14 protein-coding genes are annotated in these 18,132 nt (G+C 44.0%); all 14 read left to right on the plus strand.

Annotated elements, in window-relative coordinates; genetic code table 11:
- The first annotated feature begins 1 nt into the window (after nt 1).
- The 14 genes from ppk1 to RIL182_RS00425 all read left to right on the plus strand — a co-directional run bounded on the left by ppk1 (nt 2) and on the right by RIL182_RS00425 (nt 18,075).
- Nucleotides 2-2,071, plus strand: a complete 2,070-nt coding sequence (gene ppk1, locus RIL182_RS00360; RefSeq protein ID WP_006857130.1) for a polyphosphate kinase 1 — start codon at nt 2-4, stop codon at nt 2,069-2,071.
- A 151-nt stretch (nt 2,072-2,222) separates the two neighbouring features.
- Nucleotides 2,223-3,230, plus strand: a complete 1,008-nt coding sequence (locus tag RIL182_RS00365; protein WP_044998996.1) for a substrate-binding domain-containing protein — start codon at nt 2,223-2,225, stop codon at nt 3,228-3,230.
- 135 nt (nt 3,231-3,365) lie between these two features.
- Nucleotides 3,366-4,220 (plus strand): phosphate ABC transporter permease subunit PstC, encoded by an 855-nt coding sequence (pstC, locus tag RIL182_RS00370; RefSeq protein ID WP_006857129.1) that lies wholly within the window; start codon nt 3,366-3,368, stop codon nt 4,218-4,220.
- A 15-nt stretch (nt 4,221-4,235) separates the two neighbouring features.
- Nucleotides 4,236-5,129 carry a phosphate ABC transporter permease PstA gene (gene pstA / locus RIL182_RS00375; RefSeq protein ID WP_006857128.1) on the plus strand — a complete coding sequence of 298 codons (894 nt, stop codon included), beginning with the start codon at nt 4,236-4,238 and terminating at the stop codon, nt 5,127-5,129.
- Between the two features lie 14 nt (nt 5,130-5,143).
- Entirely contained in the window at nt 5,144-5,896 is a 753-nt protein-coding gene (gene pstB, locus RIL182_RS00380) for a phosphate ABC transporter ATP-binding protein PstB (RefSeq protein WP_006857127.1), read from the plus strand.
- A gap of 92 nt (nt 5,897-5,988) precedes the next feature.
- Nucleotides 5,989-6,645 carry a phosphate signaling complex protein PhoU gene (gene phoU, locus RIL182_RS00385; protein WP_015561527.1) on the plus strand — a complete coding sequence of 219 codons (657 nt, stop codon included), beginning with the start codon at nt 5,989-5,991 and terminating at the stop codon, nt 6,643-6,645.
- A 178-nt stretch (nt 6,646-6,823) separates the two neighbouring features.
- On the plus strand, nt 6,824-8,584 hold the full coding sequence (locus RIL182_RS00390) for a Na/Pi cotransporter family protein (protein WP_006857125.1): 1,761 nt from the start codon (nt 6,824-6,826) through the stop codon (nt 8,582-8,584).
- Between the two features lie 29 nt (nt 8,585-8,613).
- Nucleotides 8,614-9,285, plus strand: a complete 672-nt coding sequence (locus RIL182_RS00395) for a response regulator transcription factor (RefSeq protein WP_006857124.1) — start codon at nt 8,614-8,616, stop codon at nt 9,283-9,285.
- Nucleotides 9,282-10,595, plus strand: a complete 1,314-nt coding sequence (locus RIL182_RS00400; protein ID WP_006857123.1) for a sensor histidine kinase — start codon at nt 9,282-9,284, stop codon at nt 10,593-10,595. Before RIL182_RS00395 ends, RIL182_RS00400 begins: the two co-directional genes overlap by 4 nt.
- Nucleotides 10,596-10,676: 81 nt before the next feature.
- Nucleotides 10,677-13,976 carry a DEAD/DEAH box helicase gene (locus tag RIL182_RS00405; protein WP_006857122.1) on the plus strand — a complete coding sequence of 1,100 codons (3,300 nt, stop codon included), beginning with the start codon at nt 10,677-10,679 and terminating at the stop codon, nt 13,974-13,976.
- Between the two features lie 465 nt (nt 13,977-14,441).
- Nucleotides 14,442-15,020, plus strand: coding sequence for a manganese efflux pump MntP (locus RIL182_RS00410; RefSeq protein WP_006857121.1), 579 nt, complete (start codon nt 14,442-14,444; stop codon nt 15,018-15,020).
- A 30-nt stretch (nt 15,021-15,050) separates the two neighbouring features.
- Entirely contained in the window at nt 15,051-16,007 is a 957-nt protein-coding gene (locus RIL182_RS00415; RefSeq protein WP_006857120.1) for a calcium/sodium antiporter, read from the plus strand.
- 275 nt (nt 16,008-16,282) lie between these two features.
- Nucleotides 16,283-16,669: a zinc ribbon domain-containing protein gene (locus RIL182_RS00420; protein WP_006857119.1), complete on the plus strand. Its 387-nt coding sequence runs from the start codon at nt 16,283-16,285 to the stop codon at nt 16,667-16,669.
- A gap of 11 nt (nt 16,670-16,680) precedes the next feature.
- Nucleotides 16,681-18,075 carry a hypothetical protein gene (locus tag RIL182_RS00425; protein WP_006857118.1) on the plus strand — a complete coding sequence of 465 codons (1,395 nt, stop codon included), beginning with the start codon at nt 16,681-16,683 and terminating at the stop codon, nt 18,073-18,075.
- Nucleotides 18,076-18,132: the final 57 nt, after the last annotated feature.

Consider the following 18,132-nt stretch of genomic DNA (forward strand, 5'->3'; position numbering starts at 1 on the left):
GATGGCAGAAAAAAAACAAAAATATTTGGAAAACAGGGAATTATCATGGTTAAAATTTAATGAGCGTGTGCTGGAGGAGGCAGCGGATCCATTCGTGCCGCTGTGTGAGCGCATGTCTTTCTTATCTATTTTTCAGAGCAATCTGGATGAATTTTTTATGGTGAGAGTCGGATCACTTCACGATCAGATGCATGTGGATAAAACAGCACATGATAACAAAACAAAAATGACAGCAAAGGAACAGCTTGCGGCAATTTTTGATGCGGCAAGAATCTTATCGGAACAGAAAGATCTGGTGTACAGGAATTATATGCAGCTTTTGAAAGCGGAGGGGGTAGAACTCTTAAGTTTTGCAGATATGCAGCCGGACGATAAAGTTTTTCTGGAGCATTATTTTAAGGAGGCGCTGATGCCTTTGTTATCCCCACAGGTAATTGGAAAAAAACAGCCATTTCCATTTTTGAAAAATAAGGAAATCTATGCAGTTGTTGTGCTTGGAACAAAAAATGGAGAAAAGCTTGGAATTATCCCATGCAGCAATGAAGTGTTTGAACGCCTGATCAAAGTTCCTTCAGGAAAAGAGCGCTATATGCTGGTGGAAGAACTGATCCTTCATTTTCTGCCACTGGTGTTTGAACGGTATACAGTAAAAAGCAAATCACTGATCCGTATCATCCGCAATGCGGACATTGATGTGGATGAAGCGTTTTATGATGAGGATCTTGACTACCGGGATTCCATGGAGAAACTGATCCGCACCAGACGCAGACTCTGCCCGGTAAAACTGGAACACAGCCGGGTGCTGGATGTGACGATCATTGAAAATCTGCGCAAAGAACTTGGAATTGGAGCAGACCAGGTTTACTTTTCGGAGGCACCATTAGAGTTATCATTTTTTTCGCAAATCCAGGATTCTCTGAGAGAAAAAAGAGAACTGTTTTTTGAAAAGAGAGTGCCGCAGCAGCCGGCATGCATCCGCAATGATCTGCCTGTGATCGACCAGATCGAAGAAAAAGACTGGTTTTTAAGTTTTCCATATGAGAGCATGAAGCCTTTTATAAGACTTTTGAAAGAAGCTGGCGAGGATGAGAGAGTTGTATCCATCCGCATGACACTTTATCGTGTGGCAAAAAATTCACAGATCGTAGAGGCTTTAATCGATGCTGCCGAGAACGGAAAAGAAGTTGTTGTGCTGGTAGAATTGCGTGCCCGGTTTGATGAAGAAAATAATATTGAATGGTCAAGACGGTTAGAGGATGCAGGCTGCCGCATTATTTACGGTATCGACCATATCAAAGTGCATTCGAAACTCTGTCAGATCACCTACAAAAAAGACGGCGAGATTCGTCATATCACGCAGATTGGAACCGGTAATTATAATGAAAAGACGGCGAAATTATACACAGATCTATCTGTTATGACTGCAAATGAAAAAATCGGCGAGGAGTCAGCAGAAGTTTTTCATGCTCTCTGTTTAGAGCAGCTCGTGGAGAAAACGAAATATCTTCTGGTGGCACCGAAGTGTCTGCAGAGTAAGATAATTGTAATGATCGATGAGGAAATCGCAAAAGCAAAAGCAGGAAAACCGGCTTATGTCGGAGCAAAAATGAATGCCCTGACAGATAAGGTCATCATTGACAAACTAGTCGAGGCATCAAAAGCCGGTGTAAAAATAGAACTGATCATCCGTGGAATCTGCTGCCTGATTCCGGGCGTGGAAGGATATACGGAAAATATCCGGGTGATCAGTATTGTCGGACGGTATTTAGAGCATTCCAGAATCTATCTGTTTGGAGCAGAGGAGGAAACAGCAAAAGTTTACATTGCATCTGCAGATTTTATGACCAGAAATACAACAAAGCGTGTTGAGGTCGCAGCACCGGTCTGGGATAAGGCGATCAAAGAACGCATTATGGATATGTTCCACCTGATGTTAAAAGACAATGTAAAAGCAAGGGAACTCGGCAGCGACGGCAATTATTCGAGGGTGACGGATTCGGATGTAAAGCTCAATTCACAGGAATACTTCTTTGCCATGAGCTACCAGCAGGCGGAAAATACGGAAAAGTAAGCGAAACATTTACCATTATTTTACATACATTTTACCAAACCTCTCTCATGTATTTTACATAAGTGCATTAAAGTAAAAACTGTCAAAAGGAAATGAAAAGAAAACAGCAGGATGGACGCCCTGCAAATTGAAAAAAGAGAGGATTAAGAAAATGAAAAAGAAAGTAATGTGTATGTTATTAACAGGTATGATGGCAGCCAGCATGATCGCAGGCTGTGGTAACAGTGGAAATGCAAGTGCAAATGCCGGAGCAGATACAAATACAGATGCAAGTGCAGATGCAGCGGACAGTTCAGCAGATCAGTCAGCAGATGTTACACCAGATACGACAGCTGCAAATTCAGCATCAGCAGCAACCGGAGATTTTGACAACAGCGAGTACATCAACGTTGTATCCCGTGAGGATGGTTCCGGTACAAGAGGAGCATTCATCGAGCTGTTCGGTGTGGAAGAGAAAAATGATGCCGGTGAGAAAATTGATAATACAACCGATGAAGCAATCATCACAAACAGTACCGACGTTATGTTAACAACAGTTTCAGGTGATGAATACTCCATCGGATATGTATCACTTGGTTCCCTAAACGACAGTGTAAAAGCAGTTTCCATCGATGGAGCAGAAGCTACCGTAGATAATATCAAGAGCGGAGATTACACGATCGCAAGACCATTTAATATTGCAACCAAAGGAACACCAAGCGATGTGGCACAGGATTTTATCAACTTTATCATGAGTGCAGACGGACAGGCAGTTATTTCTGATAATAAATACATCCCGGTAGATGACGGTGCAGCAGCATTCGAGTCAAACGGCGCAAGCGGAAAAGTTGTTGTAGCAGGATCTTCTTCCGTAACACCTGTTATGGAAAAATTAAAAGAGGCATATGTCGCAGTCAACAGCGGTGCAGAGATCGAGATCCAGGAGAGCGATTCCACCACAGGTATGACAGCAGCTATGGATGGAACCTGTGATATCGGTATGGCTTCCCGTGAATTAAAAGATTCTGAGACAGAGGGCGGCTTAACAGCAGCCGTGATCGCAATGGATGGTATCGCAGTCATCGTAAACAACGACAACCCGACTACAGATCTTTCCAAAGATACAGTCAAAGGCATCTACACAGGCGAAATCACATCCTGGGATGGCGTTACAGAGTAATACAGACAGATACAAACAACATATTTCATAGAATTCCTTATTATAAAACATCAGGTAAAGACCGGGAGAGACAGTTACTCTGCCGGTCTTTACATAAATAACGTACATAACTTTTTATCAGTCTGGAGAAAAATAATGAATCATATCAAAGAAAAAGTAATGGAAGGCGTTTTCCTCTTTACGGCAGTCATATCCATTATCGCGGTAGCCTTAATCTGTGTGTTCTTGTTTGCAAACGGATTTCCGGCAATGCAGAAAATCGGTGTATGGCAGTTTTTGTCGGGAAAAGTATGGAAACCGACCAATAATATATTCGGAATCTTTCCGATGATCTTAGGAAGTATTTATGTAACCGGAGGAGCACTTTTAATCGGAGTCCCGGTTGGAATACTGATGTCAATCTTTATGGCCCGCTTCTGTCCGGAAAAACTGTACCGCATTTTAAAACCGATCGTGGATCTCTTAGCAGGCATCCCTTCTATTGTATATGGATTTTTCGGTCTGGTCGTATTGGTGCCGTTTATCAGAGAACATTTTAAAGGAAATGGAAACAGTATCTTAACCGCTTCGATCCTGCTTGGAATCATGATCCTGCCGACCATTATCGGTGTGTCAGAGTCTGCGATCCGTGCGGTGGAAAACAGCTATTACGAGGGGGCACTTGCACTTGGAGCAACCCATGAGAGAAGTGTTTTTACCGTGATCGTTCCGGCAGCAAAATCCGGTATCATGGCAGCAGTCGTGCTCGGTGTCGGACGTGCAATCGGTGAGACGATGGCAGTTATGATGGTAGCCGGAAACCAGGCGCGGGTTCCATCGAGTATTTTTAAAGGTGTCCGTACCTTAACGGCAAATATTGTAATGGAAATGGGATACGCAACGGATCTTCACAGAGAAGCACTGATCGCAACCGGTGTGGTACTGTTTGTGTTTATCCTCATCATCAATGTCTCTTTCTCTATTTTAAAAAGACGCACAAAGGACAATTAGAAAGGGGAGATTAAGATGGAAAAACATATGGAAACTGAGATTGCTGCGATCAATCAGCAGTCTTTCAAAGATAAGATCAAATCATATACGAAACATCCGGGCTCATTCTTATTGCTGCTTTTAGTGCTTGTCGCAGCAGTGCTGACTGTGGGTGTCCTGGTATTTCTGGTGGGTTATATTTTAATCCGCGGTATCCCGTATTTAAAAACATCGCTGTTTGCATGGACTTATAATTCGGATAATGTGTCGATGCTCCCGGCGATGATCAACACACTGTTTATGACGGTGCTGGCGCTTTTGTTATCCGTACCGTTTGGTGTGGGCGCAGCGATCTACCTCGTGGAATACGCAAAAAAGGGAAACAAGTTAGTCGGGATCATCCGTGTGACGGCGGAGACACTTTCCGGTATTCCTTCTATTATTTATGGACTCTTTGGTATGTTGTTTTTCGTGACAGCATTAAAATGGGGCTACTCAATGATGGCAGGTGCAGCGACGCTTGCAATCATGGTACTCCCGGTCATCATGAGAACGACGGAGGAAGCACTTCTTTGCGTACCGGATTCATTCCGTGAGGGGAGTTTCGGACTCGGCGCAGGAAAACTGCGTACCATATTTAAAATTGTGCTTCCGAGTGCGATCCCGGGTATTTTATCCGGCATTATCTTAGCGATCGGGCGAATCGTCGGAGAGACGGCGGCACTCATTTATACATCAGGTACAGTTGCAAACCTTGCAGGATTTTTTGATTCCGGCCGTACCTTAGCGATCCACATGTATTCGTTATCGCGTGAGGGTATGCATACCAATGAGGCATATGCGACGGCGGTTGTACTTCTTATCGTGGTACTGATCATCAACGGGGTATCCTCCCTGATCGCAAAAAAATTTGAAGCGCCGAAACAGTAGAATGGAGAAAAAAAATGGCAGAAAAATTTAAAATTTCAAACCTGGATTTATATTATGGTGATTTTCATGCACTAAAAAATATCAATATGTCGATCGCATCGAACGAGATTACAGCATTTATCGGACCGAGCGGCTGCGGAAAATCCACCTTTTTGAAGAGTTTAAACAGAATGAACGATCTGGTCGAGGGATGTAAGATCACCGGCAGTGTTCTTTTGGATGGAGAGGATATTTACAACGGCATGGATGTCAACATTTTAAGAAAACGTGTCGGAATGGTATTCCAGAAACCGAATCCGTTTCCAATGAGTATCTATGACAATATCGCATATGGACCAAGAACACACGGTATCCGCTCCAAGGCAAAGTTGGATGAGATCGTGGAGAAATCCCTGCGGGATGCGGCGATCTGGGATGAGGTAAAGGATCGTCTGAAAAAAAGTGCGCTCGGCATGTCCGGTGGACAGCAGCAGAGACTTTGTATCGCAAGGGCACTTGCTGTTAACCCGGAAGTCATCTTAATGGATGAGCCGACCTCAGCACTTGACCCGATCTCAACATCAAAGATCGAGGATCTTGTCATTGAACTGAAAAAACAGTACACGATTATTATGGTAACACATAACATGCAGCAGGCAGTCCGTGTCTCGGATAAGACCGTATTTTTCCTGTTAGGGGAAGTGATCGAGTCGGGTGAGACAGAGCGGTTATTCTCCGTGCCGCAGGATAAGCGGACAGAGGATTACATCACCGGACGTTTTGGATGATACTGCGGGCTGGGTCAGCCATGACATACAGAAAAAAGTGTAGAAATGTAGAGCAATCTATAACAGGAAAAGAAAGAGGGAAGTGGAAAATCATGAGAAACAGATTTGACAGACAGCTTCAGGTATTGAACGATGAATTGATTGAGATGGGAAGCCTGATCGAGCAGGCGATCGAGATGGCATGTTCGGCACTGGTCAGACAGGATGTGGAGAAAGCGCAGAAAGCGATCAGCTTTGATGAGGAGATCGACCATCAGGAGCGCGATATTGAAAGCCTCTGCATGAAATTATTATTGCAGCAGCAGCCGGTGGCAAAAGATCTCCGCCTGATCTCAGCAGCACTGAAAATGATCACGGATATGGAGCGTATCGGGGATCATGCATCCGATATTTCGGAAATGACAATCTTAATGGCGGACGCTGCTTATGAAACCGGGGATCCGATCAATCTTGACCTGATCAAGGAAATGGCAAAAGAAACAACTGACATGGTCATCAAGAGTGTGGATGCATTCGTGCAGAAAGACATGGATATGGCACACTGGGTCATCAAAGAAGATGATGTGGTGGATGATCTGTTCAACCAGTTCAAACAGCAGCTCATCAAAAAGATCAATGAGAATGTAAAAAATGGGGAGCAGGCAACGGATATGCTGATGGTTGCAAAATATTTTGAGCGTATCGGAGACCATGCGACCAATATTGCGGAGTGGGTGATCTATTCCATTACCGGACAGCATGAAAATTAAAAATAGACAAAAATAAATGGTTTCTTTGAGATTTTACATAGATTTTACATAAAGTTGACGGCGAATTTACATACTCCTTTTTATGCTAATTGCAAAATGACGAAAAATGCTGTATAAATAAATTATATGTCAAAAAAACGTAAAGAATAAGAAAAGCGGCATACAAAAGGAGATTGAGATGGATATTTTTGGAGTACTGACCCTCATTGGTGGATTGGCACTGTTCCTGTACGGAATGAATGTAATGGGTGCCGGACTGGAGAAGATGTCAGGAGGTAAATTAGAGAAGATATTAGAGACTCTGACATCAAACCCGATCAAGGCAGTGTTGCTTGGTGCAGGTGTAACCGCAGTGATCCAGTCGTCATCGGCGACGACGGTTATGGTGGTTGGTTTTGTGAACTCCGGTATTATGAAGCTGTCACAGGCAGTCGGCATCATTATGGGTGCAAATATCGGAACAACGGTAACGTCATGGCTTTTGAGCTTAAGTGGACTGCAGGGGGATAACTTTTTTATCCAGATGTTAAAACCATCCTCCTTCTCACCGATCCTTGCAATGATCGGTATCATACTTTGTATGTCGAAAAAGAGCGACAAGAAAAAAGATATCGGTGAGATCTTACTTGGATTTGCAGTATTAATGTACGGTATGGAGAGCATGAGCGGGGCGGTAGAACCGCTTGCAGATGTGCCGGAATTTACGAATATCTTAACGATGTTCCACAATCCGTTCCTTGGTGTATTGGCAGGAGCTGTACTTACTGCGATCATACAGAGTTCCTCTGCATCGGTCGGAATTTTACAGGCACTGTCTGTAACAGGAGCATTTACCTATGGCTCTGTGATCCCAATCATCATGGGACAGAATATCGGTACCTGTGTGACGGCAATGATTTCAGCAATCGGGGCAAACAGAGGTGCAAAGAGAACGGCATTCGTGCATCTTTATTTTAATGTGATCGGTACGATCCTGTTTCTGGTATTGTTTTATACAGGCAATGCGCTGATCGGATTTGAGTTTACCAATGAAGTCGTTGGAGCAGCGGGAATCGCAATGATCCACACCATATTTAATGTGTTCGCAACCCTGGTTTTACTGCCGTTTACAAAGGGATTAGAGAAGCTGGCTTACTTGACGATCCCGAAAACAGCAGAGGAACAGAATCAGAAAGAGGATGTATTTGTTATTTTAGACGACCGTTTCTTAAACAGCCCTGCATTTGCGATTGAGCAGTGCCATTCTCTTGCCAATCAGATGGCAAAGATCACACACGAAGGATTTTTAGAGGCGATGACCGTATTGGATGAGTACTCCGAAGAAAAAATCGAGGATGTCATTGCAAAAGAAAATATTGTAGATACCTATGATGATAAACTCAGTGCATACTTAACGAAGTTAAGCAGCCAGAATTTATCTTATAAAGACAGTCTGAAGGTAACATCCTTGCTTCACTGTCTGACAGATTTTGAGCGAATTTCCGACCATTCCATCAACGTGGTGGAAAATGCACAGCAGATGTATAAAGAGGGCGCTGTATTTTCCAAGAAAGCAAAGGAAGAAATGAAGATATACAGCACAGCACTCCGTGATATCTTAGAGCGTACCACAAACGCATTTGTGGATGGTGATGAGGCACTTGCGCGTACGGTAGAACCGTTAGAAGAAGTCATTGATGAGTTAAACAAGACAGTAAAGAAAAACCATATGAAGCGTCTTAGAAAAGGGAAATGTACCATTGAGCTTGGTCTTGTATTGTCAGATCTTGCAATGAACTATGAGCGTGTTGCAGACCATTGTTCGAATATCGCGGTATATATGATGCAGTTAGAGGATACCCAGTTAGAGGAACACAGTTTTACCGAGCAGCTGGATGCAGAGGAGAGCGCAGAGTTTACAAAACAGTTAAACGAGTTCGAGAAGATATATCAGATTTAAGGGCGCAAAAATGGGGATTGAGGAAAAATATGGCAACGATCTATATAGTGGAAGACGATATTAATATTCGTGAAATTGAACGTTATGCGCTCAAAAACAGCGGTTATGAAGTGGAAGAATTTGAGGGCAGCGCATCATTTTTTAAGCGTCTGGAAAAAAATATCCCATCCCTGATCCTTTTAGATATCATGCTTCCGGGGGAAGACGGACTGGATATTTTAACAAGGATCCGGGCAGACAAGGCGACTGCGGATGTCCCGGTCATTATGGTAACGGCAAAGACAAGTGAGCTTGATAAGGTAAAGGGACTTGATCTTGGAGCAGATGATTATATCACAAAGCCGTTTGGAGTCATGGAGCTGATCTCCCGTGTGAAAGCACTGCTTCGAAGAACAAGCCGCATAAATGAAGATTCACAGCTGATACATGAAGATATCCTTATGGATATGGACAAACATGCCGTTACGGTTGCAGGGCAGCTGTGTGAGCTGACATTTAAAGAATTTGAATTGTTAAAGTACCTGATGCTCAATCAGGGAATCGTTTTATCAAGAGACAAGATTATGGATCAGGTATGGGGATTTGAGTACGAAGGAGAGAGCCGTACCGTTGATATGCATATCAAAACACTGCGGCAGAAACTTGGAGCAGCAGGAGGCTGCATCAAGACCGTGCGGAATGTGGGGTACATGATCGAATGAAAAAAAGAATTAATACCGGTTTTATGTTGATTGCGGCAATCGCCATTGTGGTGACTGCCGTTTGTTCTATGTTTCTTTTTTATCAGATCCTGGAGGAACAGATATTTGATGATTTAAAGGCAAGTGCACATGTTGTCTCGGTGATCAGTCCGAATGAACTTTCGAAGGATATCACGTATTCCCTGGAAAATGACGGGCTGCGCATCACCTGCGTGGATACGGATGGCACGGTCCTGTATGACAGTATGGAAGATGCGTCTTCTATGGAGAACCATAAGGAACGCCCGGAAATTGCGGAGGCCATAAAAAATGGCGAGGGAAAATCAATCCGTGTCTCAGCTACGTCGTCAAAGCATACCTTTTATTATGCACTTAGAAAAGAAGATGGGAGCGTTGTGCGTGTTGCGAAAGAGAGCGGAAGTATTTATCATCTGGTGTCTACGATGTCAGGACTGATCTTAGCGGTCGGCCTGATGGTATTTCTGATGTGTGTATTTTATTCTTACCGTCTGACACGGAGACTCATGGCACCGATCGGGAAAATGGCAGATAATATTATCCTGGTGGATGAGACGGAAGTTTACGAGGAAATGCGCCCGTTTATTTCCATGATCAAAAAACAGCATATGGATATTTTAAATCATGCGCAGATGCGTCAGGAGTTTACAGCCAACGTTTCCCATGAATTAAAGACGCCGTTGACTGCGATCTCCGGATATGCGGAACTGATCGCAAGCGGAATGACGGGCGGGGAGGATACCGCGCATTTTGCAAATGAGATCCATAAGAGTGCAGAGCGTCTGCAGGCATTGATCAACGACATCATAAAACTGTCGGAACTGGATGACAGTGATCTGAAACTTGAATTTGAGACGGTAGATCTGCATGACCTTGGGGAGCAGTGCATTCATTCCATGCAGATGCAGGCAGATAAAAATGAGGTGACGCTGCACTTAGAGGGGGCGTCTGTTCCAATGAGCGGAAACAAGACGCTGCTTGAGGAACTGCTTTTTAACCTGTGCAGTAATGCGGTGCGCTACAACAAAAAAGGCGGCAGTGTCACGATCGTGACTACGATCGAAAATACCAGACCGGTCCTGATCGTAAAAGATACCGGTATCGGAATCCCGAAAGAACAGCAGGAACGCGTCTTTGAGCGTTTCTACCGTGTCGATAAGAGCCGGTCAAAATCCACCGGCGGCACAGGTCTGGGGCTTGCCATTGTAAAGCATATTGTCGCGCAGCATGATGCGCAGATGACGCTGACAAGTGAGGTTGGTGTGGGTACGGAGATCAAGATTGTATTTTAGTGAAAAAAGTCTAACCGAATCCTCAAATTTATGTTACAATAAAAAGATGCAAAAAATATACTATTGAGGAGCACAGCAATCATGTTTTCCATATCAGACATTAAGCAGGAAGCATATCCGGCAGCATACCGCCGGGGAAAGGAATTGTATGAGCGGGGACTCGTGCAGGAATTTTCCTATGACGTATACACGGAAGATGGCGTTCCAAAGGCAGAATTAATTGGAAGAGTAAAAGGAACAGTCGAGGATCACTACGATGTCCGGCTTGTGATAGATGAAGAATATGCGGAAGTTTCAGAGAGCCGCTGCAACTGTGAGGCGTTTTGCAACTATGAGGGCATCTGCAAGCACTGTGTTGCCGTTGCGCTTGCCTATGTGAACCGCAGACAGGCGAAAGATATCTTAAATGCAAAACTTGGAGTAAGCGAGAAGACAGAGCAGAAGAACATCCGCACGGAAAAAGAGTTAAAAACGGATACTTCATTAAAAAATCTGTTAAACCGTTATTCCATGCGTGCAGGTTCCACCTATCTTTTACCGGAAAATATTTACGGCAAGGTGGAGTTAGAGCCTTATTTCAAGATGGAATACAGTTATGCCACGGTGGAATTTAAGATTGGAATGGAGCAGAAATATGTACTCAAAAATATTTCTGCATTTTTACACTCGATTAAAATCAATGAAAAAGTCCGTTACGGTAAAAAACTGGAGTTTTATCATCATCTGGATGCATTTACGGAATCTGCAAAACGTATGATTGCATTTATGGAACAGCAGGAGATGGATAAAAGACGTCAGAGCCAGTTCCATGCATATTATGCGTATACGGGCAGTTATGAACGCACGATGGAGTTAGACAGTGTGGGGATCGACCGTTTTTTTGAGGCAGTCGGGGATATGCCGTTTGAGGCAGAGGTAGGATTTTTACCGGAGGATACCTATACATTTTCACCGGAAGAAAAGCGTCCGAAGCTGGTTATCCGTCAGGGCGGTTCCGGTATCTTTCTGATGCTGGAAGATGATTCTGTGATCATCGGTGAAAAATATTTTTATTTCTATGACGCGGATATGATCTACCGCAGTCCGGCAGGAATGAAAGAAACGGTCGGAGAATTTTTTGAATTTCTGCACCGCCAGACCGGAGGACAGACTTATATCGCTGCAGATGAGCTTGCCATGTTCTGCCGCGACCTGCTTCCATTACTGAAAAAATATTTTAAAGTGGAAAAAGAGGCAGGATTTGATGAGAGCCTTTATGTGCCGCCGAAACCTGAGTTTGAACTTTATTTAGACAGACAGGATATGAATACGGTAGGTGCAAAACTGATGGCAGCTTACGGGGATGATAAATATAATGTCCTCGAGAAGATCGCACCGGGTGAAGTGCGCGATCTCGCAGAGGAACTCCGCATCAAAAATCTTGTGGAACCGTATTTCAATGAATATGCGCTGTCCCAGACAGTCTTTGTGCTGAAGAACAATGAGGAGATGTTGTATCAGTTAGTTTCAGGTGGATTGAGAAGACTGGGTGAATTTATGACCATTTATACAACGGAAAATTTCCGCAATTTAAAGGTGGTATCTTCCCCGGCCGTTTCCGTGGGTATCTCGTTAAAAAGTGATCTTCTGGAATTAAAAATTCATTCCGATGAGATGTCACGGGAGGAACTTGCCTACCTGCTCTCAAAATATGACAGGAAAAAGAAGTATATCCGTTTGAAAAACGGCGACTTTTTAAATATTGAAGAGGACGGTTTAAGTACGTTGGCGGAAGTCAGCGAGGATCTGCGCCTGACGGAGACAAATCTCAAAAAAGGCACTTTAATTGTACCAAAATACCGCGCAATGTATCTGGACGCGGCATTAAAGAACAATCAGCTTCTCTCGATCGAGAAAAATAAAGAGTTCAAGGGCATGGTCCGCAACATGAAGACGATCGAGGACAGTGACTATGAAGTGCCGGAAGCGCTGAATTCTATTATGAGAAGTTACCAGAAGAATGGATTCCTGTGGTTAAAGACGCTGCGTGAGAATGGATTCGGCGGTATTTTAGCCGATGATATGGGACTTGGAAAGACGCTTCAGGTCATCAGCCTTTTAACGGCAGAACAGCAAGAAATGCAGGCTGGGGAAAAGGAACTGCGCCGTTCCCTGATCGTGTGTCCGGCATCTCTGGTCTACAACTGGCAGAAAGAGATCACACGCTTTGCACCACAGTTAAAAACAGTCATTGTTGCCGGAAGTGTACCGGATCGTGCGTCGATCATCCGTCACAGCAAAGAGGGAGAAATCCTTATTACTTCGTATGATCTGTTAAAACGTGATGCCGAAGTGTACCAGAAGTTTGTATTTGCGATTCAGGTCATCGATGAGGCACAGTATATCAAGAACCCGTCCACACAGGCGGCAAAAGGTGTCAAAAAGATCACTGCGGCATTCAAGCTGGCATTGACCGGAACACCGATCGAAAACAGACTCAGTGAGCTCTGGAGTATTTTTGATTATCTGATGCCGGGATTTTTGTATACCTATCAGAAGTTCCGGGAGGAGATCGAGCTTCCGATCGCTGTGAATCAGGATGCAAACAAGATGGAGCGTTTACAGCGCATGATCCGTCCGTTTATTTTAAGACGTCTGAAAGGGGATGTGTTAAAAGACCTTCCGGAGAAGATCGAAGAAAATGTATTCGCAAGACTCGATGGCGAACAGATGCAGTTATATGATGCTTATGCGACCAGGATGAAGGAAATGCTTAGCCAGCAGAATGAGAAAGAGTTCCATAAAGGCAGGATGCAGATCCTTTCCGAACTTACCAAACTGCGTCAGCTCTGCTGTGATCCGGGACTTTTACTGGAAGATTACCATGGAGAATCCGCAAAGACCGACATGTGTATGGAATTGATCGTAAACGCAGTCGGAGCAGGACACAAGATCCTTCTGTTCTCGCAGTTTACATCCATGTTAGACCGTCTGACAGAGCGCCTGAAAAAAGAAGGAATCGACTACTATCTTCTGACCGGTTCTGTAAATAAGGAAAAACGTATGCAGATGGTGGAAAGTTTTAATAACGATGATGTTCCGGTATTCTGTATCAGCTTAAAGGCGGGTGGAACCGGATTAAACCTTACCTCCGCGGACATCGTCATCCACTACGATCCGTGGTGGAATGTTGCCGTGCAGAACCAGGCGACAGACCGTGCGCACCGTATCGGACAGAAGCATGTCGTGACGGTATACAAACTTGTGGCAGAGGGAACGATCGAGGAGAAGATCATCGATATCCAGGAGCGGAAAAAGAAACTTGCCGAGCAGGTGCTCGAGGGCGAAGGAATGGATTCTGCAAGCTTCACAAAAGAAGAGATTCTTGAATTGCTTGGCTGATTAAAAAAGCATGGGCTGCATAAGGTAATGTATTTTTATTAAAACATTGATTGACAAATCATGGTGCATAAGATATGATGTGAAAACAGCGTTTGGCATAAGTGAAAAACTTATGATAAGCACAGGCTGGTTTGTAAGGGAAGCAGTCTGTGAAACCGTGAGGGAGTAGTTCGCGTGATCGCGTGGTTTGTCAACATACCGGTTTCTTTTGGTGGGCACACACGAAAAGAACCTGGCAAATCTTAAAGAATGAGACTCATGTATATTTTTGTAGGGATATCTGCGAGGATATCCGGTACAGGAATATACGTGGAGTCTCTTTTTTTGACATATTTAACAGATAAATATTATCAGTAAAAACATGAGGGAAATTGGAAATCACTGCAGAAATGGCGCATACAGTACAAAATAACTGCGGAAATATCACGGAAAATGTCTGATACAAAAAGAAAGCGGTGAAAAAAGATGGCGATTTTTATTGAATTGTTTCTGATGGGAGTCGGGCTGTCCATGGATGCATTTGCAGTGTCGATCTGCAAAGGACTCGGGATGCGAAAGGTCAACAAAAAACAGGCACTTGTGATCGGGTTATTTTTCGGAGGATTTCAGGCATTGATGCCATTTGTCGGATGGCTTTTAGGAAGTCAGTTTGAAAAGTATATCACAAGCATCGATCACTGGATCGCATTTATATTACTTGGAATTATTGGTGGAAAAATGATCGTGGAATCCGTGAAGCCGGATAAGGAAGACGATGAAGTAAAAGAAATGGATGCACCACTCGATTTAAAAGAGATGTTTGTACTTGCCGTTGCGACAAGTATTGATGCGCTTGCAGTCGGGATCACATTTGCGTTTTTGGATTACCCGATCGTAGAGGCGATCACGGTGATCGGAATCACTACCTTTGTTATTTCTATTGGTGGGGTTTATGTCGGAAACTTTTTCGGAAACAAGTACGAAAAGAAAGCAGAGTTTGTTGGTGGACTGATCTTAGTTCTGCTCGGGGTGAGAATTCTTTTGACACATCTGGGTATTTTATAAATAACAGGAAAAACGAAGGAGGAAATGTGTATGGTGGCGATGATGCAGTCAATAGTTTTATTACTGGTGGGATTTGTTTTATTGATTAAAGGTGCAGATTTTTTTGTTGAGGGAAGTTCTTCCGTTGCAAGGACTCTGCGGATTCCGTCTATGATTGTCGGACTCACGATCGTTGCAATGGGGACGAGCCTGCCGGAACTTGCTGTTAGTGTAACAGCTTCCGTTGCCGGAAATAATGCATTGGCAGTCAGCAATGTGATTGGCTCTAACCTATTTAATTTAATGCTTGTATGCGGGGCATGTGCATTATTTGCACCGCTGATCGTACAGAAAGATACATTAAAAAAAGAAATACCAGTTTCTGTTCTGTGCGCGGTGTTTTTGTTTGTTCTGGGAATTTCCGGCATGGAGATAGGAAGAACAGATGGTGTGATATTGTTACTTCTTTTTATTGGATTTTTGGTATGGATGGTACGGTCAGCATTAAAAGCGCATGCGGCATCGGCAGAAGCAGAAGATCCTTCCGGTGAATATAAAATTTATCCTGCATGGAAATGTGCATTATATATTGTGGGTGGTGCAGTGGCTATTAAATTTGGCGGGGATTTTGTTGTAGATGGTGCGTCAGCGATTGCCGTAAAAGCCGGGTTAAGCCAGAATCTGATTGGACTTACGATCGTTGCAATGGGAACCAGCCTGCCGGAATTTGTCACCTCTGTGGTAGCTGCAAGAAAAAATGAAGTTGATATGGCATTTGGAAATGTGATCGGATCAAATATTTTTAATATTCTGTTTATTCTGGGAGTGACAGCAGCGATAAGTCCGGTAGCGTTTATTATGGAAAATGTGGTGGACAGTATACTTTTGGTGCTGGTAAGCATTCTTGTATGGGTGTTTGCATGGAGCAGGCTTCATATAGAGAAAAAAGAAGGTGTGGTGCTGCTTGCATTATATGCAGCATACCTGGTGTATATCTGTATGAGATAGGTGGGCGTTACTGTTCACTCGCAAGCTTGACACTTGCTGTCAAGCTGTGCGCCAAAGACTATATCATGCCAGATTACAGCCCCATGCATCGAAGATGCATTTAAAATGGGCTGTAATCGTTACTGCTCACACAGTATGTGTGAACAGTAACAGGTGGGCTTCAAAAGCAGAGTTTTGACAAATATGTTTATTGAAGAGTTCTGGGCAAAAGAGTATAATAAAAATATAATTGCCTGGGAGATTAACTAGATGAAAGTTTAGGGAGGTAACACAGTATGGAGTTTTTTGATAAGTTAAGTGAGACGATCGTGAGTGCGGGTAAGGATGTTGGGCAGAAGGCCAAGGATGTGTCTGAGATCGCAAAGTTAAAGATGGATATTAGATCCAAAGAGGATTTCGTGGAAAAACAGTATGCGGAACTTGGAAAAGCATATTATGAGAAACACAAAGATGAGGAAAATGCGGAAACCGAAGAAAAGACACCGGAACAGGAGCACTTTTTCCTGATTACGGAGGCACTCGGAGAGATCGAGCGTATGCGTGCAGAAGTATTTAAGCTTCAGGGAGCCACAGAATGTCCGAAATGTGGTGCCAAAATGCCGCAGGGAGCAGCGTTCTGCAGCAACTGCGGAACAAAGATGGACGATATGTTTGAGGAATAGGAGCCGGATGCGTGGAAAATCAGAATAAAGTCCGGGCAGATCTGCGTCAGTTAAATCCTTTTTTCATGGTGGCGTTTGTGGGGATTATTTATCACCTGCGAATCCGGACGATGGCGGGAGATGATGTTTTCTTTTCACAGGCGACATCTGAACTTGGATTGTGGAATTATCTGATCTTGCGTTACGAGACGTGGACATCCCGGTTCGTGATCGAGTTTTTACTGGTAGAGATCATAAAGTATCCGCTTTTGTGGCGGCTTATTGATCTGGCGCTCTTTATTTCTTTCCCGGTATTGCTTTCAAAGATATTTGGCGGTGGAAAGTGGATGAACTGGTGCGCGGCAGCGGCAATTCTTTTATATCCGTTTCATGATATGGGGACCGCCGGCTGGATTACCACCACCGTGAATTATTTCTGGCCGGTATGGGGGATGTTCTTTGTCGGAGTCCTTCTCAAAAAAATGCTGGTACATAAGAAAATCGGAATAATGGAAGGCATTGCGGGCGTGCTGGTCTGCCTGATCGCAAGCAGTCATGAACAGGTGGCGGTAATTCTGTTTGTGGTTTTTGTTCTGTATGGCATCTACATGGTCATCGGAAAACACCGGAAGGAATCTTTGATGCAGGATTCTGCAGGGAGTGATCTGGCGGATCGGAAAGTGATCCGGGGAAACCGCTTTTATCTGGCAGGGATGGTGCTTGTCAATGTGGTGACGCTGATCTCGATCCTGCTCTGTCCGGGAAATGCCGGGCGCAATGCGGTCAGTATTGCGGATCTCCCGATTTTTGAGACATACGGATTTGGAGATAAACTGTATCTTGGCCTGCTCAGTATCGAGCGTGTATTTATTGCAAACTGCGATGCTGTATTTCTGACAGTGACGCTTGTACTTGCAATGCTTGTCTATGTGAAAACAGATGATTATAAAAAGACACTCATTTCTGCACTGCCGGTTCTGATCTTATTTGGACAGACAGCATTGCGCACCGCCTATCCGGGTTTGTCCGGTCTGTTTGTTATGCCGGAGCAGATCACGGAGTGGAGCTGGGGTGCGCTTTCTACCTGGCTTCCGATGGTGTATCTTGCAGTCACGGTGGCGACGATGTTATATGCACTCTGGATCATTTTAGGGGAGCGGCCGCTGGAGTACATTTATGCACTGCTTATGCTTGGATGCGGATTCGGTGCCGGTATGATCTTAGGATTTATGGCGACGATCTATGTTTCCGGTGAGCGGGTTTATATTACGTTGTATTTTATAATGTTGTTTGTGACAATGTTCTGTATTTACCGCATGGCAGATGCAGTGGAAGAAAAAATAAAACAGACGGGCGGAAAGCTGGCAGTGACACTGCTGGTACTGATCTGTCTGGTAAATGTTGGATTTGTAACCCTATCCTGTTAAGGATAGGGTTTTCTATCCCTGTTAAGGATAGGGTTTTCTGTCTTTAGCAATTTTTTT

The organism is Roseburia intestinalis L1-82 (assembly GCF_900537995.1).
Classification (GTDB): Bacteria; Bacillota; Clostridia; order Lachnospirales; family Lachnospiraceae; genus Roseburia; species Roseburia intestinalis.

Excerpts from the sequence above, each read along its gene's own strand:
- RIL182_RS00390 (WP_006857125.1), top strand. The coding sequence starts at position 6,824 with ATGGATATTTTTGGAGTACTGACCCTCATTGGTGGATTGGCACTGTTC.
- RIL182_RS00420 (WP_006857119.1), top strand. The coding sequence starts at position 16,283 with ATGGAGTTTTTTGATAAGTTAAGTGAGACGATCGTGAGTGCGGGTAAG.
- RIL182_RS00410 (WP_006857121.1), top strand. The coding sequence starts at position 14,442 with ATGGCGATTTTTATTGAATTGTTTCTGATGGGAGTCGGGCTGTCCATG.
- RIL182_RS00395 (WP_006857124.1), top strand. The coding sequence starts at position 8,614 with ATGGCAACGATCTATATAGTGGAAGACGATATTAATATTCGTGAAATT.
- pstA (WP_006857128.1), top strand. The coding sequence starts at position 4,236 with ATGGAAAAACATATGGAAACTGAGATTGCTGCGATCAATCAGCAGTCT.
- pstB (WP_006857127.1), top strand. The coding sequence starts at position 5,144 with ATGGCAGAAAAATTTAAAATTTCAAACCTGGATTTATATTATGGTGAT.
- RIL182_RS00415 (WP_006857120.1), top strand. The coding sequence starts at position 15,051 with ATGGTGGCGATGATGCAGTCAATAGTTTTATTACTGGTGGGATTTGTT.
- RIL182_RS00405 (WP_006857122.1), top strand. The coding sequence starts at position 10,677 with ATGTTTTCCATATCAGACATTAAGCAGGAAGCATATCCGGCAGCATAC.
- RIL182_RS00365 (WP_044998996.1), top strand. The coding sequence starts at position 2,223 with ATGAAAAAGAAAGTAATGTGTATGTTATTAACAGGTATGATGGCAGCC.
- ppk1 (WP_006857130.1), top strand. The coding sequence starts at position 2 with ATGGCAGAAAAAAAACAAAAATATTTGGAAAACAGGGAATTATCATGG.
- pstC (WP_006857129.1), top strand. The coding sequence starts at position 3,366 with ATGAATCATATCAAAGAAAAAGTAATGGAAGGCGTTTTCCTCTTTACG.
- phoU (WP_015561527.1), top strand. The coding sequence starts at position 5,989 with ATGAGAAACAGATTTGACAGACAGCTTCAGGTATTGAACGATGAATTG.
- RIL182_RS00400 (WP_006857123.1), top strand. The coding sequence starts at position 9,282 with ATGAAAAAAAGAATTAATACCGGTTTTATGTTGATTGCGGCAATCGCC.